Source organism: Streptomyces sp. NPDC104831 (assembly GCF_055583025.1).
Genome location: NZ_JBVJOT010000081.1, coordinates 1 through 26,937, shown reverse-complemented (window position 1 = coordinate 26,937; position 26,937 = coordinate 1). Strand labels below are relative to the sequence as shown.

Sequence of the window (26,937 nt, the reverse complement as noted above, 5' to 3'; positions counted from 1 at the left end):
CCCACCACAAAATCCGGCCGCACCCCCAACCACTCCACCAACCGGAACAACGCCACCTCCAACGCGAACACCCCACCCTGCGTGAACAACGTCTCCCCCAACACCCCCTCCCCGTCCTCGAACAACACCTCCACCGGCAACCCCAACAAGCCACACACCTCATCCAACACCCGAGCAAACACCGGAAACACCCGATACAAACCCCGACCCATCCCCACCCACTGACCACCCTGACCGGAAAACACAAACGCCGACCCACCCGGGGAGGCGGTACCCGTGACGATTCCGGGTTCCCCGTCGATCAGCGCGTCCAGGCCGGCCGGTCCCGTCAGTACGGCGCGGTGCGGGAACCGGGCCCGCGCGGCCAGGTCCGCGGCCACCTCGGCCGGCGTGACCTCGGGGTGCTCGGCGAGGAACCCGCGCAGCCTGCGGGCCTGGTCGCGCAGGGCCGCGTCCGACTTGGCCGACAGCAGCCACGGCAGCGGTACCGCGGCCGCGGGGGCGGGCGCGGGTGACGTCTCCTCGACCGGGACCGGGTCCGGCGCCGGCGCCTCCAGGATCACATGCGCGTTCGTACCACTGATACCGAACGCCGAGACACCCGCACGGCGCGGACGCCCCGTCTCCGGCCACGGCCGCGCCTCCGTCAGCAGCGAGACCTGGCCCGCCGACCAGTCGACATGCGAGGTCGGCTCATCCACATGCAACGTCGGCGGCAACTCGCCGTGCCGCATCGCCATCACCATCTTGATCACACCCGCCACACCCGCCGCCGCCTGCGTGTGCCCGATGTTCGACTTCACCGACCCCAGCCACAACGGCTCCACCCGCCCCTGCCCGTAGGTCGCAAGGAGTGCCTGGGCCTCGATGGGATCGCCGAGGGTGGTGCCGGTGCCGTGCGCCTCCACCGCGTCCACGTCCGCCGTCGACAGCCCGGCGTTCGCCAGCGCCTGGCGGATGACGCGTTCCTGGGAGGGCCCGTTGGGCGCGGTCAACCCGTTGGACGCACCGTCCTGGTTCACCGCCGAACCCCGCACCACCGCCAGCACCCGGTGACCATTGCGACGGGCATCCGACAACCGCTCCAGCAGCACGACACCCGCGCCCTCACCCCACGCCGTACCGTCGGCCGCCTCGGCGAACGCCTTCACCCGCCCATCGGCCGCAAGCCCCCGCTGACGCGAGAACTCCACGAACCCCGCCGGCGTCGCCATCACCGTCACACCGCCGGCCAACGCCAGCGAGCACTCACCCGCCCGCAGGGCCTGCGCCGCCAGGTGGATCGCCACCAGCGACGACGAGCACGCCGTGTCCACCGACACCGCCGGACCCTCCAGCCCCAGCAGATACGACACCCGCCCCGAGGTCACACTCGTCGCCGTGCCCGTCGAGAGGTAGCCCTCCAGGTCGGGCGGCTGTGCCCCGGCGCCGTAGCCCGAGGACCAGATGCCGGTGAAGACGCCCGTCTGACTGCCCCGCAACGACGTCGGATCGATCCCCGCGTCCTCGAACGTCTCCCACACCGTCTCCAGCAGCACCCGCTGCTGCGGATCCATCGCCAACGCCTCACGCGGCGAAATCCCGAAGAACGCGGCATCGAAGTCGCCGGCGGCGTCGAGGAAGCCGCCCGACCGCGTGTACGACGTCCCCGGGCCACCGGCCGGATCGTAGACACGGCCCACATCCCACCCACGGTCCGACGGGAACTCCCCCACCGCGTCCACCCCGCCCGACACCACACCCCACAACTCCTCCGCCGACCCCACCCCACCCGGATACCGGGCCCCCAACCCCACCACCACGACCGGATCACCCGACACCGCGAGCGGAGCCGGCGCGGGTGAGGCAGGGGTTTGGCGCCGGGCGCCGACCAAGAGGTCCCGCAGGTGGCCGGCCAGCGCGTCCGGGGTCGGGTAGTCGAAGGTCAGCGTCGCGGGCAGCCGTACGCCGGCGACCGCGGACAGGCGGTTGCGCAGTTCCACCGCGGTGAGCGAGTCGAAGCCCAGGTCCTTGAAGGCCCGTTCGGCGCTGACGGCGGCGGTGTCGGTGTGGCCGAGGACCGCGGCCGTCTGGCCGGTGACCACTTCCAGGACGCGGCTGTGCTGCTCGGTCTCGGGCAGGGCCGCCAGCTCCCTGCCCAGGCCCGGCCGGTCCGTGCGCCGGGCGGGCCGGGTCCGGGTGAGGCGGCTGAGCAGGGGACGCGTGGACGCCGCCGACAGGTCGAGGTGCGCGGGGACCAGTGCGGGATCGGCGGCGCCCAGGGCCAGGTCGAACAGTGCCAGCGCCTGGTCCGTCGGCATCGGCAGGACGCCGGCGCGGGCGAGGCGCTTGCGGTCGGTGTCGGTGAGGTGTTCGGTCAGCCCACTGGACTCGGCCCACTGGCCCCAGGCCAGCGACACGCCCGGCAGACCCTGGGCGCGCCGGTGCACGGCGAGGGCGTCCAGGAAGGCGTTCGCGGCGGCGTAGTTCGCCTGGCCCGGGCCGCCCAGCACACCGGCGGCGGACGAGAAGAGCACGAACGCGCTCAGGCCGAGGTCTTTCGTCAGCTCGTGCAGGTGCCAGGCGGCGTCGGCCTTGGGCCGCAGCACCTGGTCGATCCGGGCGGGCGTGAGGGATTCGACGACGCCGTCGTCGAGCACGCCGGCCGCGTGCACGACCGCGGTCAGCGGGCGCGCGGCCGGGATCGTGTCCAGTACGGCCGCCAGCGCGTCCCGGTCGGCCACGTCGCAGGCCACCACCTCGGCGTCGAAGTCCACCTCCGCCGCGGTCCTGCCGAGCAGGAGCAGGTGCCGGATGCCGTGCCGGTCGCGCAGGTGCCGGGCGACGAGGCGGCCCAGTGTTCCGGTGCCTCCGGTGATCAGCACGGTGCCGTTCGGGTCGAGCGGGCCGGGCGCCGGGGCCGCTTCGGCCCGTACGAGGCGGGCGGCGTGGGCGGCGCCGTCGCGGACGACGAGCTGCGGTTCGTCCCCCGCGACGAGGACGCGGTCGTCGGTGTCGACGAGCACGAACCGGCCGGGGTGTTCCGCTTGTGCCGCGCGGACCAGGCCCCAGACGACGCTGGACGGCAGGTCGGCGGGGTCCGGCCCGACCGCCCCCCGGGTCACGACGGCCAGCCGGCCGTCCCCGTCGCGCAGGAAGTCCTGGAGCACGCCCAGCGTCTCGGCGGCGACGGTGTGCGCGGCCGTCACGGGGTCTCCCGCCGGGGGTGTGACGTGGTGGACGGCCGGGGGTTCGCCGGTGCTCTCGACGGGCACCCAGTCGAGGCGGTAGAGCTGGTTGGTCCCGGCGACCGGCAGGCCCGGCGGCCGGTGGCGCACGGTCAGCGCGTCGATAGCCGCCAGCGGGCCGGACTCGTCCGCGAGCGCGACCCGGAAGGTGTCGGGGCCGGTGGGTGTGAGGCGGACCCGGGCCGTGGAGCCGGCTTGCCGCATCGACACGCCGGCGAAGGAGAACGGCAGGCGGCCGGCCGCCAGCAGGGTCAGCGGCTGGAGTGCGGCGTCGAGGAGCGCGGGGTGGAGAGCGAAGCGGTCGCGGGTGTCGGCGGGCAGCGCCACCTCGGCGTAGAGTTCGTCGCCCTGCCGCCGGATCTCGCGTACGCCCGCGAACACCGGCCCGTACTCGTAGCCCTGGGCGGCGAGGGTGTCGTAGAAGTCGGTCAGGTCGACGGGCTCACCGGCCGGCTGCCAGGTCTCGCCGGTGTCGTACGGGTGGGGGCCGCCGGGCGCGAGGACGCCGGTGGCGTGCCGCAGCCAGCTGCCGTCCGTCCGGGAGTGCACGGTGACGGGGCGCCGGCCCGTCCCGTCCGGTGCGCCGACGACGACCTGGACCGGCACGGAACCGTCGTCCGGCAGGATCATGGGGGCTTCCAGTACCAGTTCGTCCAGGACGTCGCAGCCGGTCTGCCGTCCGGCGTGCAGGGCGAGTTCCACGAACACGGTGCCGGGCAGCAGCACGGAGCCCAGGACGACGTGGTCGGCCAGCCATGGCCGGGTGGCCGTCGAGAGCCGCCCCGTGAGCAGGACGCTCTGGTCCCCGGCCAGTTCGACGACGGCTCCGAGCAGCGGGTGCCCGGCCGAGCCCAGTCCCGCCGCCGACACGTCGCCCTTCGCGGCGGTGGGGTTCAACCAGTACGGCCGGTGCTGGAAGGCGTACGTCGGCAGCGGGACGTGCCGGGGCTCGCCGGGGAAGACCGGCGTCCAGTCGACGGTCACGCCCTGCGTGTGCAGGCGTGCCAGGGCGAGGTGGAATTCCCGTCTGCCGCTGCCGCGGCGCAGTGTGCCGGTCACCACGCCGTCCATCACCGGTACCAGTACGGGGTGCGGGCTGACCTCCACGAACACGTCGTGTTGGGCCTGCGTCAGGGCCTCGACGGCGAGGTCGAAGCGTACGGGTTCGCGGAGGTTGCGGTACCAGTAGCCGGCGTCGAGGGCGGAGGTGTCGATCGGCTCGCCGGTCACCGTTGACCAGAAGGGGATCGTCGCGGGGCGCGGTGTGATGCCGGCGAGGTCGGTGAGCAGGTGCTCGCGGATCGCCTCGACCTGGACCGAGTGGGCCGCGTAGTTCACCGGCAGGCGGCGGGCGCGGATGCCGTCGGCCTCACAAGCCGCCACCAGTTCGTCCAACGCGTCCAGATCACCCGACACGACGACCGAACCGGGAGCGTTGACCACCGCCACCGTCAGCCGGCCGCCCCAACGGGCCACGAGACCGACGGCCCGCTCGTGCCCGAGACCGACCGACACCATCCCGCCCCGATCCGCCAGGGCGACCAGGGCCTTGCTGCGCAGGGCGACCACCCTCGCGGCGTCCTCCAACGACAACGCCCCCGCCACATACGCCGCCGCGATCTCCCCCTGTGAATGCCCGACGACCGCGTCAGGTTCCACACCATGAGCACGCCACAACCCCGCCAACCCCACCATCACCGCGAACAAGGCAGGCTGCACCACATCCACCCGCTCCAGCCCACCACCACCAGTCAGCACCTCCACCAACGACCAGTCCGTGTACGGCGCCAACGCCGCACCACACGCGTCGATCGCCTCCCGGAACACCGGCTCCGAGCCGTACAACTCCGCACCCATCCCCACCCACTGCGCACCCTGCCCCGGAAACACGAACACCGACCGTCTCACCGAACCGGCGACACCCGTGATGACGCGGGGGTCTGCGTCGGCGAGGGCGGCCAGTTCCGCCATGAGGTCGGTCCGGGTGCTGCCCACCAGGGCCGCCCGGTGGGCGAGCGTGGTGCGGGTGGTGGCGAGGGACCGGCCGATCGCGGCCGGGTGGAGCCCGGGATGGGCGGTGACGTGGTCCGCGAGCCGTCGGGCCTGGGCGCGGAGGGCGTCGTCCGTCTTGCCGGACAGCAGCCACACGGTGGGCTCCGCGGAGTCGTCCGCGACGGGTTGTCCGGGGGTTTCTTCCGGGAAGTGTTCGATGACGACGTGGGCGTTGGTGCCGCTGGCTCCGAAGGCCGAGATGCCCGCGCGGCGGGGGCGCCCCGTCTCCGGCCACGGCCGGGCCTCGGTCAGCAGCCGGATGTCACCGGTGTCCCACTCGACGTGCGGCGTGGGCTCCTGGACGTGCAGCGTCGGCGGCAGTTCGGCGTGCCGCATCGCCATCACCATCTTGATCACACCGGCAACGCCGGCCGCCGCCTGGGTGTGCCCGATGTTCGACTTCACCGACCCCAGCCACAACGGCTCCGCCCGGTCCTGACCGTAGGTCGCGAGGAGTGCCCGCGCCTCGATGGGATCGCCGAGCGTCGTCCCCGTACCGTGCGCCTCCACCGCGTCCACCTCGGACGGCTCCAGCCCGGCGTTCGCCAGCGCCTGGCGGATGACGCGTTCCTGGGAGGGGCCGTTGGGCGCGGTCAACCCGTTGGACGCCCCGTCCTGGTTCACCGCCGAGCCCCGCACCACCGCCAGCACCCGGTGGCCGTTGCGCCGGGCGTCCGACAGCCGCTCCAGCAGCACCAGACCCGCGCCCTCACCCCACGCCGTACCGTCGGCCGTCGACGAGAAGGGTTTGCACCGGCCGTCAGGGGCCAGGGCACGCTGGCGGGAGAACTCCGTGAACTGCAGGGGGGTGACGCTCACGGTCACCCCGCCGGCCAGGGCGAGTGTGCACTCCCCCGAGCGCAGTGCCTGCGCGGCGAGGTGGATCGCCATCAGTGACGAGGAGCAGGCGGAGTCGACGGACACGGCCTGGCCCTGGAGGCCCAGCAGGTAGGAGACCCGGCCGGAGGTGATGCTCGGCGAGATGCCGGTGGCGAGGTAGCCCTCGGTGTCGGGTGGTGCCTGGTCGGGGCTGCCGACGTAGCCGGAGGACCAGATGCCGGTGAACACGCCCGTCTGACTGCCCCGCAACGACGTCGGATCGATCCCCGCGTCCTCCAACGTCTCCCACGCCGTCTCCAGCAACACCCGCTGCTGCGGATCCATCGCCAACGCCTCACGCGGCGAAATCCCGAAGAAATCGGCATCGAACCCCGCCGCATCCGCCAAAAACCCACCCCACCGCGTATACGACGTCCCCGCATGATCCGCATCCGGATGGAACAACCCCTCCACATCCCACCCACGATCCAACGGAAACTCCCCGATCGCATCCACCCCACCCGACACCACACCCCACAACTCCTCCGGCGACCCCACCCCACCCGGCAACCGGCACCCCATACCCACGATCACCACCGGATCGACCCCACCACCCACCCCACCCACCGACACCGACGACGACACCACCGGCACCACACCCCCGCCCGCACCGGAGAGTTCGGCGGTGAGGTGGTCGGCGAGGTCGGCGGGGGTGGGGTGGTCGAAGACGAGGGTCGCGGGCAGCCGCAGGCCGGTGGCGCCGGCGAGGCGGTTGCGCAGTTCGACGGAGGTGAGGGAATCGAAACCGAGGTCGCGGAAGGCGAGTCGGGGGGTGATCGCGGAGGCGTCGGAGTGGCCGAGGACGGTGGCGGTGTGTGCGGCGACCAGGGACAGCAGGTCCGACGCGGGGGGCTTGGGTGTCGGCAGGGTCTGCGGCATCGCGAGGTCGGCCGTGGTCAGCGCGGGACGTCCGGCGGCCAGCGCGGTGTCGAACATGGCGAGTGCGCGTTCGGTGCCGATGGGGCGGATGCCCTTGCGGGCGAGGCGTTGGCGGTCGGCCGCGGTGAGGTGGGCGGTCATGCCGCTCTCCTGCTCCCAGTAGCCCCAGGCCATCGACACGGCGGGCAGTCCGAGGGTCTGCCGGTGTGCCGCGAACGCGTCGAGGTAGGCGTTCGCGGCCGCGTAGCCGGCCTGGCCGGCGTTGCCGAGGACGCCCGCGGCCGCGGAGAACAGCACGAAGGCCGCGAGGGGGGCCTCGCGGGTCAGCTCGTGCAGGTGCCAGGCGCCGTCGACCTTGGGACGCAGCACCCGGTCGAGCTGCTCCGCGGTCAGCCGTTCCACGACGGTGTCGTCGAGCACGCCGGCCGCGTGGACGACGGCGGTCAGCGGATGCTCGGCCGGGACCGAGTCCAGTACGGCCGCCAGCGCGTCCCGGTCCGCGACGTCACAGGCCACGACCCGCACGTCGACCTCCCCTCGCGATTCCAGGTGCGGCACGGCGCCGCCGCCGCGGCCGACGAGCAGCAGGTGCCGTACCCCGTGGCGGGACACCAGGTGCCGGGCGACGGCCTGGCCGAGGGTGCCGGTGCCGCCGGTGATGAGCACGGTGCCGTCGGGGTCGATCGGCCGGGGGACGGTGAGGACGATCTTGCCGATGTGGCGGGCCTGGCTCATCAGCCGGAAGGAGGCGACGGCCTGGCGGAGGTCCGCGGCGGTGACCGGCAGCGGCGCCAGCGTCCCGTCGGCGACCATCGCCACGACCCGGGACAGGATGTCGCCCTGCCGCGCGGGGTCGACGTCGCCCAGGTCGAAGGCCCGGTAGACGAGGCCCTCGGGTGAGCGGACGTCCGTCTTGCCCAGCTCGACGAACCGTCCGCCGTCGGCGAGCAGCCGCAGGGAGGCGTCGGTGAGTTCTCCCGCGAGCGAGTTGAGGACGACGTCCATGGCCGGGAACCGGTCGGCGAACCGGGTGTCGCGGGACGAACCGATGTGGTCGTCCGCCAGTCCGAGGCGCCGCAGGGTGTCCCACTTGGCGGGACTCGCGGTGGCGAAGACCTCCGCGCCGCCGTCCAGGGCCAGCTGGATGGCGGCCATGCCCACTCCGCCCGCGCCGGAGTGGACCAGGACCCGGTCGCCGGGGCGCAGTCCGCCGAGGTCGAACAGCGCGTACCAGGCGGTGGTGAACGCGATGGGCACCGACGCCGCCTCGGTGAAGCTCCAGCCGTCGGGGATCGCCGTCAGGAGCCGGTGGTCGGCGACCGCGCGCGGCCCGAAGGCGCCGGGCATCATTCCCATGACGCGGTCGCCGGGCCGCCAGGCCGTGACGCCGGGGCCGACCTCCAGGACGGTGCCGGCCCCTTCGCCGCCGAGCGGGGGCCGGTCCGGGTACATGCCGAGGGTGATGAGCACGTCGCGGAAGTTCAGGCCGGCCGCGCGTACGGCGACCCGCACCTGTCCGGGTTCCAGCGCGGCCTCGGGAAAGGGCAGCAGGGCCAGGTCGTCCAGTTGCCCGGTGCCGGACTCGCCGAGCCGGTACGCGCCGTCGGGGACGGTCAGTTCCGGCGCGTACCGGGCCTGCCGCGGCACGAGGACGCCTTCCGGGCGCAGGGCCAGTTCGGGTTCGCCGCCGGCTGTCCTGGCGGCCCGGACCGCGTCCTCCTCGGACGCGTCGCCCATGTCGACCAGGACGAACCGGCCGGGGTGCTCGGCGGCGGCGCTGCGGACCAGGCCGCGTACGGCCGCGCCGGCCACGCCGCGGGTCAGGACGGCCAGGCGCGCGGCCGACCGCTCCGGCTGCTCGGCCAGGAAGTCCTGGACGAGCGCGCGGGCCCGCTGGAGGAGGGCGTGCACGGAGTCCGCGTCGGCTTCCGCGGTGAGCACCGGGCTCGGCACCACCTCGGTCGGCGTGCTCGCGGTGAGGGGCACCCACCGGGTGTGCAGCACCGCGGCCCGGGGCTCGGCGGCCGGGCGGACGGTCAGCGCGGTGATGTCCGCGACGGGGTTGCCGGACAGGTCGGTCAGTGTCGCGCGGTAGGTGTCGGTGCCCGTGCGGGCCAGGTGGACCCGGGCGGACGACACACCGGTGGTGTGCACGGCGACGCCGGAGAAGGAGAACGGCAGCCGGACCCGGGTGTCGGGGCTGAGCAGGATCAGCGGCTGGAGTGCGGCGTCCAGGAGCGCGGGGTGGATGCCGAAGCCGGCGCCGTCGGGGACGGACGCCTCGGCGTACAGTTCGTCCTCGCCCTGCCACAGTTCCCGTACGGCCCGGAACGCGGGTCCGTACTGGTATCCGAGTCCGGCGAGGAAGGCGTAGAACCCCTCGGGGTCCACGGGCTCGGCGTTCCGCGCGGGCCAGTCGAGGCGTCCGGCCGTCACCTGGCCGCCGAGCGTTCCGGACGCGTGGCGGACCCAGCCGTCGCCGCCCTTGGAGTGCACGGTGACCGGGCTGCGGCCGGCGTCGTCCGGGGCGCCGACCGAGACCTGGATGTCCGTCGGTGTGTCCGAGAGCGCGAGGGGCTGGTGCAGGACGAGGTCGTCAAGGGTCCCGCCGGCCAGGGTGGCGAGTTCGAGGAAGGCGGTGCCCGGCAGCAGAATCGTTCCGTCAACAGCGTGGTCGGCCAGCCAGGGATGAGTGCGGGTGGAGACGCGGCCACTGTGCACGGTGCTCCCGTCGGGCAGTTCGACGGTGCTGCCCGCCAGCGGGTGCCCGGTGCCGTGGTCGCCGGCCACGGTGGTGAGCCAGTAGGTGCTGCGCTGGAAGGCGTAGCGCGGCAGCCGGACGCCGTGCGGGCGCTCGTGCGGCCAGGTCACCGCGACGCCCTGGACGTGGAGGCGGGCCAGGGCGGTGTGGAACTCCCCGATGGCGCCGTGGTCGCGGCGCAGCGTGCCGGTCGCCACGCCGTCCAGGTCCTGCACGAGCACCGGGTGCGGGCTGACCTCCACGAACACCTCGTGGCCGTCGGCGGTCAGCCGGGCGGTGGCCAGGTCGAACCGTACGGGCTCGCGCAGGTTGCGGTACCAGTAGCCCGCGTCGAGCGCGGAGGTGTCGACCGGCTCGCCGGTGACCGTGGAGTAGAACGGGATCGCCGCCGAGCGGGCCCGGACGTCCGCGAGGTCGGTCAGCAGCCGCTCGCGGACGGCCTCGACCTGGGCCGAGTGTGCCGCGTAGTCGACGGGGATGGCGCGGGCGCGTACGCCGTCCCTGGCGCAGGCTGCCAGCAGTTCGTCCAGGGCCCCGGGTTCGCCGGACACGACGACGGTCGAGGGGGAGTTGACCACCGCGACGGTGATCCGGTCGCCCCAGGGGCCCAGGTAGCCCGCGGCGTCGTCCGCGGACAGCGCGACCGAGACCATGCCGCCGTGTCCGGCCAGGGCGACCAGGGCCTTGCTGCGCAGAGCGACCACCCTCGCGGCGTCCTCCAACGACAACGCCCCCGCCACATACGCCGCCGCGATCTCCCCCTGCGAATGCCCGACAACCGCGTCAGGTTCCACACCATGAGCACGCCACAACCCCGCCAACCCCACCATCACCGCGAACAAGGCAGGCTGCACCACATCCACCCGCTCCAGCCCCCCACCACCGGTCAGCACCTCCACCAACGACCAATCGGTGTACGGCGCCAACGCCGCACCACACGCGTCGATCGCCTCCCGGAACACCGGCTCCGAGCCGTACAACTCCGCACCCATCCCCACCCACTGCGCACCCTGCCCCGGAAACACGAACACCGACCGGCCCAACGGGCGGGCGGTCCCGGTCACCAGACCCGGCGCCGTGCCACCCTCGGCCAGGACGTCCAGCGCTTCGGCGGTGCCCACCACCACCGCCCGGTGCTCGAACACGGTGCGGGCGGCCAGCGCGCCCCCGAGCGCCGCCGGACTCACCTCGGGACGCACGGCGGTGAAGGCGACCAGCCGGCGCGCCTGCTCCCGCAACGCCGCGTCCGACCTGGCCGACAGCGGCCAGAGGACCCGGTCGTCCGCGTGGCCCCGGGGGGAGGGTGCGGCGGAGTCGGCCCCGGCGGGCTGTTCGAGGATCACGTGGGCGTTGGTGCCGCTGATGCCGAAGGCGGAGACGGCGGCCCGCCGTGGCCGCCCGGTCCCCGGCCAGGCGACCGGTTCGGTGAGCAGGCGGACCGCGCCGGAGGCCCAGTCGACGTGCGGGGTGGGCGCGTCCACGTGAAGGGTGCGCGGCAGTTCGCCGTGCCGCATCGCCATGACCATCTTGATCAGGCCGGCCGCGCCGGCCGCCGCCTGGGTGTGGCCGATGTTGGACTTCACCGACCCCAGCCACAGCGGCTCGTCCCGCCCCTGGCCGTAGGTCGCGAGGAGTGCCTGGGCCTCGATGGGATCGCCGAGGGTGGTGCCGGTGCCGTGGGCCTCCACCGCGTCCACCTCGGACGGCTCCAGCCCGGCCTTAGCGAGGGCCTGACGGATCACTCGCTCCTGGGAGGGGCCGTTGGGCGCGGTCAGGCCGTTGGAGGCGCCGTCCTGGTTGGTGGCGGAGCCTCGGACGACCGCCAGCACCTCGTGGCCGTTGCGGCGGGCGTCGGACAGGCGTTCCACCAGCAGCAGGCCGGCGCCCTCCGCCCAGCCCGCCCCGTCGGCCGCGGCGGCGAAGGACTTGCTGCGGCCGTCGGGCGCGCTCGCCCCCTGCCGGGACATCTCGGTGAACAGGGTGGGTGCCGCGTTGACGGTGACGCCGCCGACCAGGGCGAGGGAGCATTCTCCCGAGCGCAGCGCCTGGGCGGCCAGGTGCAGGGCCACCAGGGACGACGAGCAGCCGGTGTCCAGGGACAGCGCCGGCCCGAGCAGGCCCAGCTGGTACGCCAGCCGGCCGGACCCCACGCTCGACGCGGTGCCGGTGACCTGGTAGCCCTCCAGGTCGTCGGGGACCGGCCCGGCGGCGTAGCCGGTGGACCAGATGCCGGTGAACACGCCGGTGGATGTGCCTTCCAGCGTGGTCGGGTCGATACCGGCGTACTCGATGGTCTCCCACGCGGTCTCCAGCAGGATGCGCTGCTGCGGGTCCATGGCGAGCGCCTCGCGGGGGGATATCCCGAAGAACGCCGCGTCGAAGTCGCCGGCGGCGTCGAGGAAGCCGCCCTGGGACGTGCTCGACGTGCGGGGGCGGCTTCCCGTCGGGTCGTAGAGGCGGTCGAGGTCCCATCCCCGGTCGGCCGGGAAGTCGCCGACCGCGTCCACGCCGTCCGCGACCAGCCGCCACAGGTCCTCGGGGGTGTCGACGCCTCCGGGGTAGCGGCAGCCCATGCCGATGACGGCGATCGGTTCGTCCGCCGGGGCCGGGGCCTGCGGCGCGTCCTGCCCGCCGGACTCGCCGGCCAGGTGGGCGGCCAGCCGTGCCGGGGTGGGGTGGTCGAAGACGAGGGTGGCGGGCAGTCTCACCCCGAGCGCGGCGGTCAGGCGGTTGCGCAGTTCCACCGCGGTCAGCGAGTCGAAACCCAGGTCTTTGAACGCCTGCCGGGGGTCGAGCCGCTCGGGGGTGGTGTGCCCCAGTACCCCGGCGACGTGGGTGGTGATCAGCTCCAGCAGGTCGGTGCCGCCGGCGGGGGGCGCGGGCCTGGGGGCCTGCGGCCGGCTGTGGGCCTCGGGCAGGTCCCGCAGCAGCCTGCTCGGCCGCGCGTGGGTGTAGGCGCGGGCGAACTGTGCCCAGTCGGCCTCGGTGACGACCGCGAGGGCCTCGCCGTGGTCGAGGACGTCCTGGAGCGCGTCGAGTGCCCGGTCCGGGTCCAGTTCGCCGAGGCCGAGCAGGGTGCGCTGGCGCTGCACGGACTCCAGGGCCGCCATCCCGCCCTCGGCCCAGATGCCCCACGCGACGGAGGTGGTGGCGCGGCCCCGGGCGCGGTGCTGTGCGGCCAGGGCGTCGAGGAAGGCGTTGCCGGCGGCGTAGGCCGCGCCGTGGCCGTCGCCCCACACGCCCGCGGTGGAGGAGAACAGGACGAGGGCGTCGAGGTCCGGCAGGAGTTCCGCCAGGTTCGCCGCCCCGGCGACCTTGGCCGCGATGACCTCGGCGAACTCCTCCGGTGTCGTGTCGGCCAGCCGGGTCGCCCTGATCACGCCGGCGGTGTGGAAGACCGCGCGGATGTCGCCGACGCGCTCGACGAGGTCCCGCAGGGCGTCCCGGTCGGCCACGTCGCACGACGCCACGGTCACCCGCGCCCCGGCTGCCTCCAGTTCGTCGCGCAGGCCGGCCGCGCCGGGTGCGCCGGGGCCGCGGCGGGCGGCCAGCACGATGTGCTCCGCGCCCTGCCGCGCGAGGCGGCGGGCCACATGTGCGCCGAGCGCGCCGGTGCCGCCGGTGACCAGCACCGTGCCCCGCGGCCGCCAGGGGCGCGCGGCCGGGCCCGACGGGGCCTTGCGGCGCAGCCGCTTGGCGAAGCGCCGGGTGCCGCGGATCGCCACCTGGTCCTCGCCCGGGCCGGCGAGCACGCCGAGCAGCGCGTCCACGCTGTCCTCGTCGGGCACGGCGGGAAGGTCGACCAGGCCGCCCCAGGCGTGCGGGAACTCCAGCGCCGCGGACGCGCCGGTGCCCCATGCCAGGGCCTGGGCCGGGCTGGTGACCGGGTCGGTGCCCGAGGTGCTCACGGCGCCGCTGGTCGCACACCACAGCGGGACGGCCGGTGTCCGCGCCGGGTCCAGGGTGCGCACCAGGTCCAGGGTGCGGACCAGGCCCGCCGGGAGCACCGGGTGGTCGGGGTGCGGCTCCTCGTCCAGCGCCAGCAGCGACAGCACACCGTCCGGTCCGGGCCGGTCGTCCGGGGTGCCGGCCCCGTCCCAGGTGTCGGCGACCGCGAAGCCCCGTTCGCGCAGGGCCTCGGCCCACGGGTGCCCGGTCGTGGCCAGGACGAGCCAGCGCGCCGGGTCCACCGGGGCCGCGGTGCCGCTCGTCGGCGCCCACGCCACCTCGTACCGCCAGTCGTCGCGGGGCACCGGCGGGGTCGCGGTCACCCAGTAGGGCTCGCGCTGGAAGGCGTACGTGGGCAGGTCCGCCCCGGGTGCGGTGCGGGGCAGGACCGGGGTCCAGTCGACGTCGGCCCCGGCGGCGTAGAGGCGTCCCGCGGCGGCGAGGAACTCGGTGAGGCCGCCGTGGTCGCGGCGCAGTGTCCCGGTGGCGGCGACATCCAGCGCGGGCACCAGCACCGGGTGCGGGCTGACCTCCAGGAACAGGTCGTGGCCGTCGGCGGTGAGCCGGGCGGTGGCCAGGTCGAAGCGTACGGGCTCGCGCAGGTTGCGGTACCAGTAGCCCGCGTCGAGCGCGGAGGTGTCGACCGGTTCGCCGGTGACCGTGGAGTAGAACGGGATCGCCGCCGGGCGGGGCGTGATGTCGGCGAGGTCGGTGAGCAGTCGCCCGCGGATCGCCTCGACCTGGCCGGAGTGGGCGGCGTAGTTGACGGGCAGGCGGCGGGCGCGGATGCCGTCGGCCTCGCAGGCGGCCAGCAGTTCGTCCAGCACGTCGGGGCCGCCGGACACCACGACCGCCGCGGGTCCGTTCACCACGGCGGTGGTCAGCCGCTCCCCCCAGCGGGCCAGGTAGCCGGCGGCCTGCTCGGCGGACAGCGCGAGGGACACCATGCCGCCCCGGTCGGCGATGACGGCCAGGGCCCTGGACCGTAACGCCACGACCTTGGCGGCGTCCCGCAGCGACAGCGCGCCGGCGACGTACGCGGCGGCGATCTCCGCCTGGGAGTGACCGACCACGGCGTCCGGCCGCACACCGTAGGACCGCCACAGGTCGGCCAGCGCCACCATGACGGCGAACAGGGCCGGCTGCACCACGTCGACGCGGTCCAGTGGGCCGTGGCGCAGCTCGTCGACCAGCGACCAGTCGGTGTAGGGGGCCAGGGCGGCGGCGCAGGCGTCGATGCCGGCGCGGAAGACCTCGGACTGCTCGTACAGGTCATGGCCCATGCCCGCCCACTGCGCCCCCTGTCCGGGGAAGACGAACACGGTCCCGCCGGTACGGTCCGGCGGCCCGGGCGGGAGCGCGGCCAGGCCGGACAGCAGGTCGTCCCGGTCGGTGCCGACCACCGCGGCCCGGTGCGCGAACCGGGTGCGGGCGGCCAGTGCGCGGCTGATCGCGGCGACCGGGACGTCGGGGTGGGCGGTCGCGTACGCGTGCAGCCGCTCGGCCTGGGCGCGCAGCGCGGCTTCGGTCTTCGCGGACAGCAGCCAGGCGGTGGGGGCGGCCCGGCCCGCGGGTTCGGGAAGGTGGCCGGGGTCCGGGTCGGGGGACTGCTCGATGATCAGGTGGGCGTTGGTGCCGCTGATGCCGAAGGCCGAGATGCCGGCGCGGCGCAGGTGCTCGCGCTCCGGCCACGGCCGGGCCTCGGTGAGCAGCCGGACGCCGCCCAGGGCCCAGTCGACGTGCGGGGTGGGGGCGTCGACGTGCAGGGTGCGCGGCAGTTCGCCGTGCCGCATCGCCATGACCATCTTGATCAGGCCCGCGACACCGGCGGCGGCCTGGGTGTGGCCGATGTTGGACTTCACCGACCCCAGCCACAGCGGCTCGTCCCGCCCCTGACCGTAGGCGGCCAGCAGGGCGTGGGCCTCGATGGGGTCGCCGAGGGTGGTGCCGGTGCCGTGGGCCTCGACGGCGTCCACGTCGGACGGCTCCAGCCCGGCGTTCGCCAGTGCCTGGCGGATGACGCGTTCCTGGGAGGGGCCGTTGGGCGCGGTCAGGCCGTTGGACGCGCCGTCCTGGTTGACCGCGCTTCCCGCGACGACCGCCAGCACCCGGTGGCCGTTGCGGCGGGCGTCCGACAGGCGTTCCAGCAGCACCAGGCCGGTGCCCTCGGCCCAGCTGGTGCCGTCGGCCGCGGCGGCGAAGGGCTTGCTGCGGCCGTCCGCCGCGAGGCCGTGCTGGCGGGAGAACTCGGTGAAGCCCAGCGGTGTCGCCATGATCGTGACGCCGCCGGCGAGCGCCAGCGAGCACTCGCCGGCGCGCAGGGCCTGGGCGGCCAGGTGGACGGCGACCAGGGACGACGAGCAGGCGGTGTCCACGGACAGCGCCGGACCGCGCAGTCCGAGGTGGTAGGCGACCCGGCCGGACGTGACGCTGGTCGCGACGCCGGTGAACAGGTAGCCCTCCAGGTCCTCCGGCAGGCCCGGCCCGGTCGCGTAGCCGGACGACCAGACGCCGGTGAACACGCCGGTGTGGCTGCCGCGCAGCGAGGCCGGGTCGATCCCGGCGTGCTCGAAGGTCTCCCAGGCCGTCTCCAGCACGAGCCGCTGCTGCGGGTCCATGGCGAGCGCCTCGCGGGGCGAGATGCCGAAGAACGGAGCGTCGAAGCCGGCCACCGCCTCCAGGAACCCGCCCCGGGTGGTGTACGTGGTGCCGGCGCCGCGCAGTTCCGGGTCGTACAGGCCGCCCAGGTCCCAGCCGCGGTCGTCCGGGAAGTCGCCGATCGCGTCCACGCCCTGCGCGACGAGCCGCCAGAGGTCGTCCGGCGAGGCCACCCCGCCGGGGAAGCGGCAGCCCATCCCCACGATGACGACCGGGTCGCCGTGGGGAGCCGGGGCGGCGGCGGCCGGCCGGTCGCCGGGGCCCCGGCCGCGCAGCCAGTCGATCAGCTCCGCGGGCGTCGGGTGGTCGTAGACGAGACCGGAGGGGAGGTGCCGGTCCAGGGCGCCGGCGAGGCGGTTGCGCAGTTCGAGCCCGGTGACCGAGTCGAAGCCGAGATCCTTGAAGGTGAGCGCGGGATCGATGTCCGCGGGGTCCTCGTGGCCCAGCACGAGCGCGATCTGCGCGGTGACCAGGGCTGCCGCGTCGACCGTGTCGCCCGGCTCGGGGTCGTCCGTGTCCGTGCCGCCAGCCCCGGTGCCGCGGATCTCCGAACCGCCGTCCGGCCGGCCGGGCGCGGTGGTCCGCGCCGCGTGCGTCCCCGGGGCGGCCGGGGTCCGGCCGCTCTGCCCGGCTGCCGCGTCGGGCAGCCAGTACGAGCGGCGCTGGAAGGCGTACGTGGGCAGGTCGACCGGCGCGGCCCCGGTGACGGCCGGGGACCAGTCGACCGGCACGCCGGCCACGAACAGCCGGGACAGCGCGGTCAGGAAGACGTCCGGCCCGCCCCGGTCACGGCCGAGCGTGCCGGTGGCGACGCCGGACGCGCCGGTCCGCTCGCGGGCCTGTTCCAGGGTCTGTTCGAGGGCGGGCAGCAGCACCGGGTGCGGGCTGACCTCCACCACGACGTCGTGCCCGTCCGCGAGCAGGGCGGCGGTGGCCAGGTCGAAGCGGACCGGCTCGCGCAGGTTGCGGTACCAGTAGCCGGCGTCGAGTTCCGTGGTGTCGTCGAGGAGGCCGCCGGTGACCGCGGAGTAGTACGGGACGGTGCCCTGCCGGGGCCGCACACCGTCCAGTTCCGTGCGCAACCGCTCGCGGATCGTCTCCACGTGCGCGGAATGGGAGGCGTAGTCCACCGGGACGACGCGTGCGCGGACACCGTCCGCCGCGCAGGACTCGACCAGTTCGGACAGGGCCTGCGCGTCGCCGGACACCACGACCGAGCCGGTGGCGTTGACCACGGCAACCGTCAGCGCGCCGCCCCAGCGCGACACGTAGTCCTCGGCCCGCTCGGCGGACAGGGCCACGGACACCATGCCGCCCCGGCCGGTCAGCGCCACCAGCGCGCGGCTGCGCAGTGCCACGATCCGGGCCGCGTCGGACAGCGACAGCGCGCCCGCGACGCATGCCGCGGCGATCTCGCCCTGCGAGTGCCCGACCACCGCGTCGGGCTCGACGCCGAAGGAGCGCCACAGTGCCGCCAGGGACACCATCACCGCGAACAGGGCGGGTTGCACGACGTCCACGCGGTCGAGCGGGGCGCCGTCCAGGACATCGGCCAGGGACCAGTCCGTGTACGGGGCCAGGGCCTGGGCGCACTCGTCCATGGCGGCCCGGAAGACGGGGTACGCGGCGTACAGCTCCCGGCCCATGCCGTCCCACTGCGCGCCCTGGCCGGGGAACACGAAGACGGTACGGCCCGGGGTGCCGGCCCGGCCGACGGCGACCTGGGCGGAGTCGAGCAGGACCGCGCGGTGCGCGAACCGGGTTCTGGTGGTGGCCAGCGCGTGCGCGACCTCGGCGGCGGTCAGGTCCGGGTGGCTGCGCACGTGTTCGCGCAGACGCTCGATCTGCGCTGCCAGCGCCTGCCTGGTCCGCGCCGTGACGATCCACGGCGCCGGTCCCCCGGGGGCGGGCCGCCGGACCGGCGGCGCGACCGGACCGGGCGGCTGCTCGACGATCACGTGCGCGTTGGTGCCGCCCATGCCGAACGACGACACGCCGGCGAGCAGGGGCGCGTCCGGCCGCGGCCAGGGGGTCAGGGCGGTCTGGACCCGCAGCGCCAGCGCGTCGAGCGGGATGCCGGGGTTGGGGGTCTCGTAGTTCAGGCTCGGCGGCAGTGCGCGGTGGTACACGCTGAGGACGGCCTTCAGCAGACCGACGATGCCCGCGGCGCCTTCCAGGTGGCCGACGTTCGTCTTGGCGGATCCGACCCGCAGCGCGCTGCCGGCGTCGCCCTCGGTGCCGCCCTCGGTCTCCGCGGACCCGGTCGGGGCGCGGTAGGCCGCCGCGAGGGCGGCGGCCTCGACGGGGTCGCCGACAGCGGTGCCGGTGCCGTGCAGTTCCACGTACTGCACATCCGCGGGACGTACGCCGGCGCGGGCCAGTGCGTCGCGGATGACCTGTTCCTGGGCCTGCGCGCTGGGCACGGTCAGGTTCTGTGTGGCGCCGTCGTTGTTGACCGCGCTGCCCCGGATGACACCGTAGACCCGGTCCCCGTCGGCCAGGGCCCGGTCCAGCGGTTTCAGGACGAGGAAGGCGCCGCCCTCACCGCGGACGAAGCCGTTGGCCCGGGCGTCGAAGGTGAAGCAGCGGTCGTCCGGGGACAGGCCGCCGAACTCCGCCGCTCCCTCCTCGCGGGCGGCGGTCAGGTTGAGGTTCACCCCGCCGGCCAGGGCGAGCGCCGACTCGCCGCGGCGTAGGCTCTCGACCGCCAGGTGCACCGCGACCAGCGCCGACGACTGGGCCGTGTCGACCGTCATGCTCGGTCCGCGCACACCGAGGAAGTGTGAGACACGGCCCGCGATGACACCCCGGTTGGTGCCGGTCAGCGTGTGCGGCGTGATGTGACCGGGATGGACCAGGGATGTGTAGTCCTCCCACATCGAGCCGACGAACACCCCCGTCGGGCCGTCCGTCAGCGTGCTCGGCACGATCCGGGCGTCCTCCAGGGCCTCCCAGGCGAGTTCGAGCATGAGCCGCTGCTGCGGGTCCATGCCGGCGGCCTCACGGGGGGACACACCGAAGAACGCCGCGTCGAAGCCGTCCACCCGGTCCAGGTAGCCGCCGTGCCGTACGCCCTGCCGGCCCGCGGGCGGCGCGGTGATCGCGTCGGTCCCGTCGCACAGCAGCCGCCAGAACGCCTCCGGGTCCGGGGCTTTCGGCAGCCTGCCCGCCATGCCGACGACAGCGACACGTCCAGCGTCCGAGTCCAAGGGGAAGCGCATCACATCGACACCTCGTGAGCCGGGGAATGAGGGAAGGCGGGCTGCTTCCGTAGCAGTCCCCACGGTGCGGCTCCGGCCGCGCGGGCGGCCGGATGATGGAACGCGCGGGCAGCCCGGCGACCCGGTCGTGTCCGAACCCGGACTCGACCGCGCTTCGGGTGCCTGGAACAGTGGAGCGGTCCTCGAAAGCGACAGCATCGGCGATCTTCGAGGAAGATGCACTGGTGCGCTGAGCGTAGGGGCCGAGGCGATGATCGCCTCGCTGCGCAGACGAGCATGGCAGCAACATCACGCCATTGCCATAGGCCAAGCGAAGGCTGTCTGAAACGCAGCACGTCACAATGTCATATGCCAGCATGACAAAGGCACCGTGGCGAGATTTATCCCGTGTCCCCGTGAAGCGCGTCGTTTCGTACGACCGGCCCGTCGCGGTGTCCTCCGGCGGATCCGCCGGCGAATTGGCCGGTGAACCGGCCCTGGGGTAGCGGGAGTCCGTCCACGCCCCGCACCGCCGTGGCCGGGCCGGGTTCATGGGCACCGTCGACGCCGCCGGTGACAACGCCCTAGAATCCCCCTTCGCACTCGCGCACGAGAACGTCCTCGACCGTCATCCGGCCACCCGGGGAAACCTCCGCACGGCGATCACCACCCGCATCGGGCGAACCGGCCGCCGACGCCGTTCACGGCTCCGGCTGAACCGTTCGACCCTCATCGACACCGTTCGACCCCTCGACTTCGAGACGATCGCGAAGCGCCACCGCCCCCGGCGGCACGAAACCCAGCTGTCACCGATCCGTGCGTCGGTCCCGGCCGTTCGCGCCCGGCACTCGACGCCCGGCCCTGGTGACACAGATCAGGAGGCAGCGATGCAAGCCACGTTCCCCTTCACCACGCCACACCACCTCGACAACGAGCCCGAGGCCGAGGCTCTGCTGGCACAGGCTCCGGCCGTCCTCGCGACGATGGGTACGGCAGAGGTCTGGCTCGCCCTTTCCTACAAGGCGGTGCGCCAGGTTCTGAGCGACAGCCGGTTCAGCCGGGAGGCGGCCACGCTTCCGGGCGGCTCGCTGAAACTGTCCGTCGCCGCCGACCCGCTGCTGGTCTCCAGCCAGGACGGCGAGCGCCACGCCCGCCTGCGCAAGCTGATGTCGCAGGCGTTCAGCCCACGCATGGTCGATCGGCTCGAGCCACGCGTGCAGTCCATCGTGGACTCCCTGCTCGACGACCTCGAACCCACCGCGGACCTCGTGGCGGGTCTGTGCGCTCCGCTGCCGTTGATGGTCATCTGCGAGTTGCTCGGCGTGCCCTACTCCGAGGCGCCGGCCATCCGCAGGTGGACCAGACGGCTGTTCGTCACGGACATCACTCCGGAGGAACTGCGGGCCGCGCAGGGCGAGATGCAGGACTGGCTCGCCGATCTGGTGCGCCACAAGCGGGCGCGGCCGGACAACGGGTTGATCTCGGCGATGGTCGCCGCCAACGACGAGGGCGACCACCTCACCGAACCCGAGCTGCTGGCCAATCTCGAGGGCCTGCTGATCGCCGGCCACGAGACGACCGTCAACCAGCTGGGCAACTCGTTGCTGACCCTGCTGCGCCACCCGGACCAGCTCGCGCTGCTGCGGTCGTCACCGGACCTGATCGGACCGGCGGTCGACGAACTGCTGCGCTACAGCAGGCTCTTCACCTCGGCCGAGGTCCGGGTGACGACCGAGCCCGTCGCGCTGGAGGGCGTCGGACTGGGGGCGGGCGAGGCGGTGCTGCCAGTCATCGTCGCGGCCAACCGCGACCCGGGTGTGTACCCGGACCCCGGCCGCTTCGACATCACACGCGAAGGACCGGCGGCGCACCTCGCCTTCGGGCACGGGCCGCACTTCTGCCTCGGCGCGATACTGGCCCGCCGGGAGATGCGGGTGGCGATCGGGTCCGTGGTGAAACGGTATCCGGGACTCCGCCTCGCCGTCGACGAGTCCGAGCTCACCTACGTGCCGGAACTGGTCTTCCGCGGCCTGCAGGCGTTGCCGGTCACCTGGTGATGCGTGGTCTCCCGAACCAGCTCCGTATCCACTCCGGAATGATGGAGGGGCTGTCCCGGTCGCCGGCCCGTGGACGGCCTCGGCGGATCGCGTCGACGTTCGCCTGACCGCCGTGGCGGCTTCAACCGCGCGTCGCCTTCGGTGCGGTCCGACAACGCCGGTTGCCGGACCGTACCGCGGGCCCGGCCGGGCGCGGCCGGCCATCCGTCCGTACCGCTCGGCAACCACGGCCGGCACCTCCTGCGCCCGCTGTTCCGCCATGTCGCCCACTCTCCACCTACGAGTCGGACGCGAACGGCCGCTGCACGAGGGGCTGTGGCGCAGGTGGACGGCACGTCGCCCAGTGGAGGCCGTGGAGGCCACCGACCGGGCCGCGCGCCGTCGCGGTGGTCAGTCCCGGCGGCCGGGCGGGGCCGGGCGCAGCTCGCCCGGGGTCCGCCCGTAGCGCTCGCGGAAGACGCGGGTGAAGTGCGACTGGCTGGCGAAGCCCCACACGTGGGCGATGTCGGCCACCGTCAGCCGCGCCGAGCCGGGGTCGGCGAGCTGCTCGTGGGCCCGGGTCAGGCGGCTCTCGAGGATGTGGCGGGAGGGGCTGAGCCCGGCCTGCCGGAAGACGCGGCTCAACTGCCGGGTGGAGACGCCCACCGCGTCGGCGACGTGCTCCGCGCACAGCCGGGGGTCGGACAGGTGCCGGTCGATGTACTCCTTGGCGAGCAGCAGCCGGGCGTCCTGGTCGTCCCCGGGCGGCCCACCGCCCATCCGGGACGTCGCGAGCGAGCGCACCAGGCCCAGCACGGTGTCCTCGGTGCCGGCCGCGTCGCCGGGCTCCCGCTGGGCGAACCAGCCGGACAGCACGGACTCCAGGGCCCGCACCGCCGGGGCGTCGGCCGCCGACCGCCGCCCGAAGACCAGCGGCGCCGGAAGCTCGGCGGACAGGCAGCGTTCGGCGAAGACCTCCCGGGGGATGTCCACCAGGAGCTGGCGCATGGTGGTGGGGAAACCGAGCAGGTAGGAGCGGCGGGTGTCGTACAGCACCAGGTCGCCCGCGCCGAGGCTGAGGCAGCCGCCGCCGTGGAAGAACACCGCCTGCCCCGAGACCAGCAGGGTCGCGAAGACGGAGTCCTTGGGCGTCTCCCGGCACAGCCGCGCGTTGCGCTCGATGACGTGCTCGTTCCCGGCGATGTCGGCCAGGCGCAGGCTGCCGAGGCCGGCGTTGGTCTGGGTGGCCAGCAGTCCGTCGTCGGAGTACGGGGAACAGGTCAGGCCGACCAGGGCCTGCCGGTTGTAGTCCTCCCAGAGGTCGACGCGGTCCGCCTGGTCGACCGACCGTGTCGACACTCGGGAGAACACGGTGGCGGTGTGTCCGGTCAACTCGGCCTCCTTGCCGATGTGAGCCAGTGTCCTGTGCGCCGCGGAGGAGCGCGTCTTCGAAGCCGGCGCCGCCGGGCCCGGCGCGCCGGGCGGGTCCCGCCGGAGCGGCTCCGCCGGGATCGGACCGGATCCGGCTGCCCGTGCGCGCTGTGCCCGTCAGCGAAGGGTACTCGGCGACGGGGCTCGGATCACGACCCGACGGCTCACCCCCGTCCGACGGCCCGCCGCGGGGAACCGGGGCGGGCCGTCGGACGGGGGCGACAGGGCGGAGCGGGTGGGGGATGAACCGGGCGGGGCGGGTGGGGGTGCGCCGCGCGGGCCGTCGGGCGGGTACGGCGCGGGCCCGGATCGGCCGGGGGCGGGTCTCAGACCGCCGAGTAGCCGCCGTCGACGGGGATCACCGCTCCGTTGACGTAGGCCGCCGCCGGGCCGCACAGGAACGCGATGACCGAGGCGATCTCCCGGGGCAGTCCGAGGCGCCCCATCGGAACGCGCGCGAGCACGGCACCGGCCGCCGCCGGGTCGTCGAGCACGCCGCGCGCCAGCGGGGTGGCGACGAAGCCCGGCGCCACCGCGTTCACCCGGATGCCGTCGGACGCGTACTCGGCCGCCAGGGAGCGGGTGAGCTGGGAGACGCCGCCCTTGCTGGCACTGTAGGCGGGCCGGTCCCGGCTGCCGAACAGCGCGAACATGGACGAGACGGTGACGACGCAGCCGCCCCGGCGTGCCAGCAGCGGCCGGGCCGCCTCGCACGCCGTCATCGCCGCGCCCAGGTTGACCGCCAGCACGCGGTCCCAGGTCCCGGGCTCGTACTCGGCGCGGTCCGCGCTCGTGCCCGCGCAGACCACCAAGTGGTCCAGGGTGCCGGTCTCCGCGATGCGGCGGGCCAGCCCCTCCCGGTCGGTCACGTCCTGTTCGATGACGCGCACCCGCTCGTGCCGGGGCGGTTCGCCGCCGGGCGCCGGCGGCAGGCCCAGGGCGTACACCCGCGCGCCCAGCTCCGCGAGCAGCTCGGCGGTGGCGGCGCCGATGCCCGAGGTGCCGCCCGTGACCAGCGCGGTGCGGCCCGCGAAGGCGTCGGGGCCGGGGAAGGGCGGAGCCGTGCCGGGCACGGGCCCGGGGAGGAGGGGCCCGCTGCCGGACGGCACGGTCCCCGTCGGTACGGGGCAGGACGCCGGGGCGGCGGGGACGGTGCCCGCGGCGGGCGGTACGGGCCCGGTCCCGGGGCCGGTCGGTGCGCCGGTGGTCATCGGTCGTCTCCTTCCCGTCCGGCGTGCGCCGGGGCCTCAGGGTGTGCCCGGCCCGGTCCGGGTGCCGACGACGAGGCTCTCGCGTGCGCCGGGGCCGCCGGGGTGTGCTCCTTCGCGGCCGGGGCCGAGGGCGACACCAGGACCTTGATCTGGTCGCCGCCGTGCAGCAGCGACGAGAATCCCTCGCGCACCACGTCGTCGAGGGCGATGACGGACGTCACCACGGGGCGGAGGTCCAGGCCCTCCGTCCCGACGAGCCGGATCAGCTCCGGATAGGTGTTCCGGTAGCCGACACTGGCCACGATCGAGTGCTCGTTGTCCACCAGCGCGGAGGAGTCGAAGCCGACGCGGTGCCCCAGCCCCACCAGCACCGTCCGCCCGCCGCGACGGGTCGCCGCCAGGCAGGTGTCCAGCGCCGCCTGGGAGCCGACCACCTCGAAGGCCACGTCGGCGCCCTCGCCTCCGCAGGCGGCACGCACCCGGAGCCCCGCGTCCTCCTCCCGGGCGTCCACCACCTCGGTCGCGCCGAGGCGCGCCGCGAGGCCGAGCCGGGCCGGGTTGACGTCGGAGGCGACGATCCGCCGGACTCCCCGCCGCGCGGCGAGCAGCACGGTCAGCAGCCCGACCGGGCCCAGGCCCACGACGGCCACGCTGTCGGCGTCCCCGCCGCGCCGCAGCGCGTGCAGCGCGACCGAGGCCGGTTCGAAGAGGGCCGCCTGCTCCAGCGGCACCTCGTCGGGCAGCCGGTGTGCCATGTACGAGGGAACCGTGGCGTACTCGGCCAGCCCGCCGTGGCCCATCAGCCCGGCGAAGCCGAAGTGGCGGCAGATGTTGTACTCGCCCGCCCGGCAGCGCGGGCAGGCGCCGCAGCGGTAGTGCGGTTCGACCGCGACGCGGTCACCCGCCGCCAGGCTCCGCACGGCCGAGCCGACGGCGGTGACCGTGCCGCAGAACTCGTGCCCCAGGACGAGGGGGGCGCGGGCGCCCGAAGCCGGGTGGGGCTTGCCGACCGGCACCGAGTGGGGGCCGTCGGCGTACTCGTGCAGGTCGCTGCCGCAGATCCCGCAGTACGCCACCGACAGCAGCACCTCGTCCGGGCCCGGCGGGGTCACCTCCCGCTCGGTGACGCGTACGTCGCGCGCTCCGTACCAGACCGCGGCCTTCACAGCGCACCCTCCGAGGTGGGAACCGGTGTGGCGTCGTGTGCCGGACCGGCGTCGACGCCCCTGCGGCGCAGCACCGCGGGGGCGGTCTCCCGCAGCCCCAGCGCGAGCAGGACCACGGCGACGGCGCCGCCGGAGGAGATGTACATCGCCGCGTCCAGACCCCACGCGTCCGAGGCCAGCCCGGCGACCAGGGGGCCGATGAACCCGCCCGCCAGCTCCCCGACGCCCATGACCAGGCCGAGGGCGACGGTCAGCGTCCGGCGCGGCACGGTCTCGGCGGGAATGGTCGCCATGATCAGCGTGAAGCAGCCCAGTCCGGTGTAGGTGAGCACCACGACGCCGCCGAGCAGCACCGGGTTGCCGACGTACACCACGGCCAGCGGGCACAGCGCCGCCACGACGGTGAAGGCGATGAGCGCGCCCCGTCGGCCGATCCGGTCGGATACCGCCGGGGTCAGGAAGCCCCACAGCACCCAGGCCACGCCGAAGCAGGTCATGACGTGGCTCATCGTGCCGGAGGAGAAACCCTTCTCGTCCTCCAGGTAGGTGGGCGTGAAGGTGATGACGACCGTGAACCAGGTCAGGTAGAAGCAGGCCGCCAGGGCGCACAGCACGATGTTGCGGTGCGCCAGCACCTCCCGCAGCACCTCGCGCAGCGGGGCTGCCGCCTCCTCCGGCGCGGTGGCGTCCGCCGGGCCGGCCGCCGCGCCGCTCGACGTGGCGGCGGCGGTGCCGCCGGCCGTGCCGGACGTGTCCGCGCTCGTGGCGTGCGATACACCGGGGAGCACCGGTAGGGGCGGGCGCTCGCGCACGGTCCGCGCGATCCACACGGCGATCAGCAGCCCGGGGACGATGGTCACCAGGAACGCCGTCCGCCAGGTGTGGTGCTCGGCGATCCAGACCACGACCAGCGGGGCGACGATGCCGCCCAGCAGCCCCGCCGACGACCCCTGAAGCAGGCCCATGTTCAGGCCCCGCCGGTGTTCCCGCGAGGCCTCCACCATCAGCGACTGCGCCAGCGGGAGCACCGCGCCCTCGGCCAGGCCCATCAGGGCCCGGGCGATCAGCAGACCGGCGAAGCCGGTCATCAGGCCGCCCGCCGCGGAGAAGCAGGAGAACAGCACGACGGCGGCGATCAGGACCGGGCGGCGGCCGTACCGGTCCGCCAGCCTGCCGCAGACCAGCCCCGACAGTGCCCACGTGAGCGCCAGCACACCGGACAGGACGCCCAGGGCGGTGTGCGAGAGGTGGAAGTCGTCGGAGATGAACGGGGCGAGGAAGGTCAGCGCCTGGCGGTCGAAGAAGACGAAGCCGAAGGCCGCGAAGAGGACGAGCAGCAGACGGTGCTCGTAACGGCGGGCCCCGGCGTCCCCGGGTGCCGCCGTCCGGTCCGGCGCCGCGGCGCCGGACCGAGGGGGGGGTGTGGTGCTGGTGGCCTCATGTCGGGTTTCTGGCGCTGCGGGTCCTCGGAACAGGGGGTCGACGTGGT

6 protein-coding genes are annotated in these 26,937 nt (G+C 74.4%); 1 reads left to right on the top strand and 5 read right to left on the bottom strand.

Annotation, left to right across the window (positions count from 1 at the left end; all coding sequences use genetic code 11):
- On the bottom strand, window positions 1-19,625 hold a 19,625-nt coding region (locus ACZ63H_RS34990), incomplete at its 3' end, for an SDR family NAD(P)-dependent oxidoreductase (protein ID WP_469872096.1).
- Window positions 19,626-20,491: 866 nt separating this feature from the next.
- On the opposite strand from ACZ63H_RS34990, the gene ACZ63H_RS34985 reads away from it, so the two are divergent.
- On the top strand, window positions 20,492-21,661 hold the full coding sequence (locus ACZ63H_RS34985; protein WP_469872094.1) for a cytochrome P450 family protein: 1,170 nt from the start codon (window positions 20,492-20,494) through the stop codon (window positions 21,659-21,661).
- Window positions 21,662-22,051: 390 nt separating this feature from the next.
- On the opposite strand, the gene ACZ63H_RS34980 is transcribed toward ACZ63H_RS34985, so the two are convergent.
- The 4 genes from ACZ63H_RS34980 to ACZ63H_RS34965 form a co-directional block, all read right to left on the bottom strand.
- Entirely contained in the window at window positions 22,052-23,032 is a 981-nt protein-coding gene (locus tag ACZ63H_RS34980) for a helix-turn-helix domain-containing protein (protein WP_469872093.1), read from the bottom strand.
- A gap of 365 nt (window positions 23,033-23,397) precedes the next feature.
- Entirely contained in the window at window positions 23,398-24,282 is an 885-nt protein-coding gene (locus ACZ63H_RS34975) for an SDR family NAD(P)-dependent oxidoreductase (RefSeq protein WP_469872092.1), read from the bottom strand.
- Entirely contained in the window at window positions 24,279-25,448 is a 1,170-nt protein-coding gene (locus ACZ63H_RS34970; RefSeq protein ID WP_469872090.1) for a 2,3-butanediol dehydrogenase, read from the bottom strand. Before ACZ63H_RS34970 ends, ACZ63H_RS34975 begins: the two co-directional genes overlap by 4 nt.
- Window positions 25,445-26,937 (bottom strand): MFS transporter (locus tag ACZ63H_RS34965; protein ID WP_469872088.1); only part of this gene is annotated, 1,493 nt, incomplete at its 5' end. The genes ACZ63H_RS34970 and ACZ63H_RS34965, both read right to left, overlap by 4 nt.

What these genes read in the sequence shown, in the direction of transcription:
- ACZ63H_RS34975 (WP_469872092.1), bottom strand. Translation starts at nt 24,282, where the DNA reads ATGACCACCGGCGCACCGACCGGCCCCGGGACCGGGCCCGTACCGCCC.
- ACZ63H_RS34985 (WP_469872094.1), top strand. Translation starts at nt 20,492, where the DNA reads ATGCAAGCCACGTTCCCCTTCACCACGCCACACCACCTCGACAACGAG.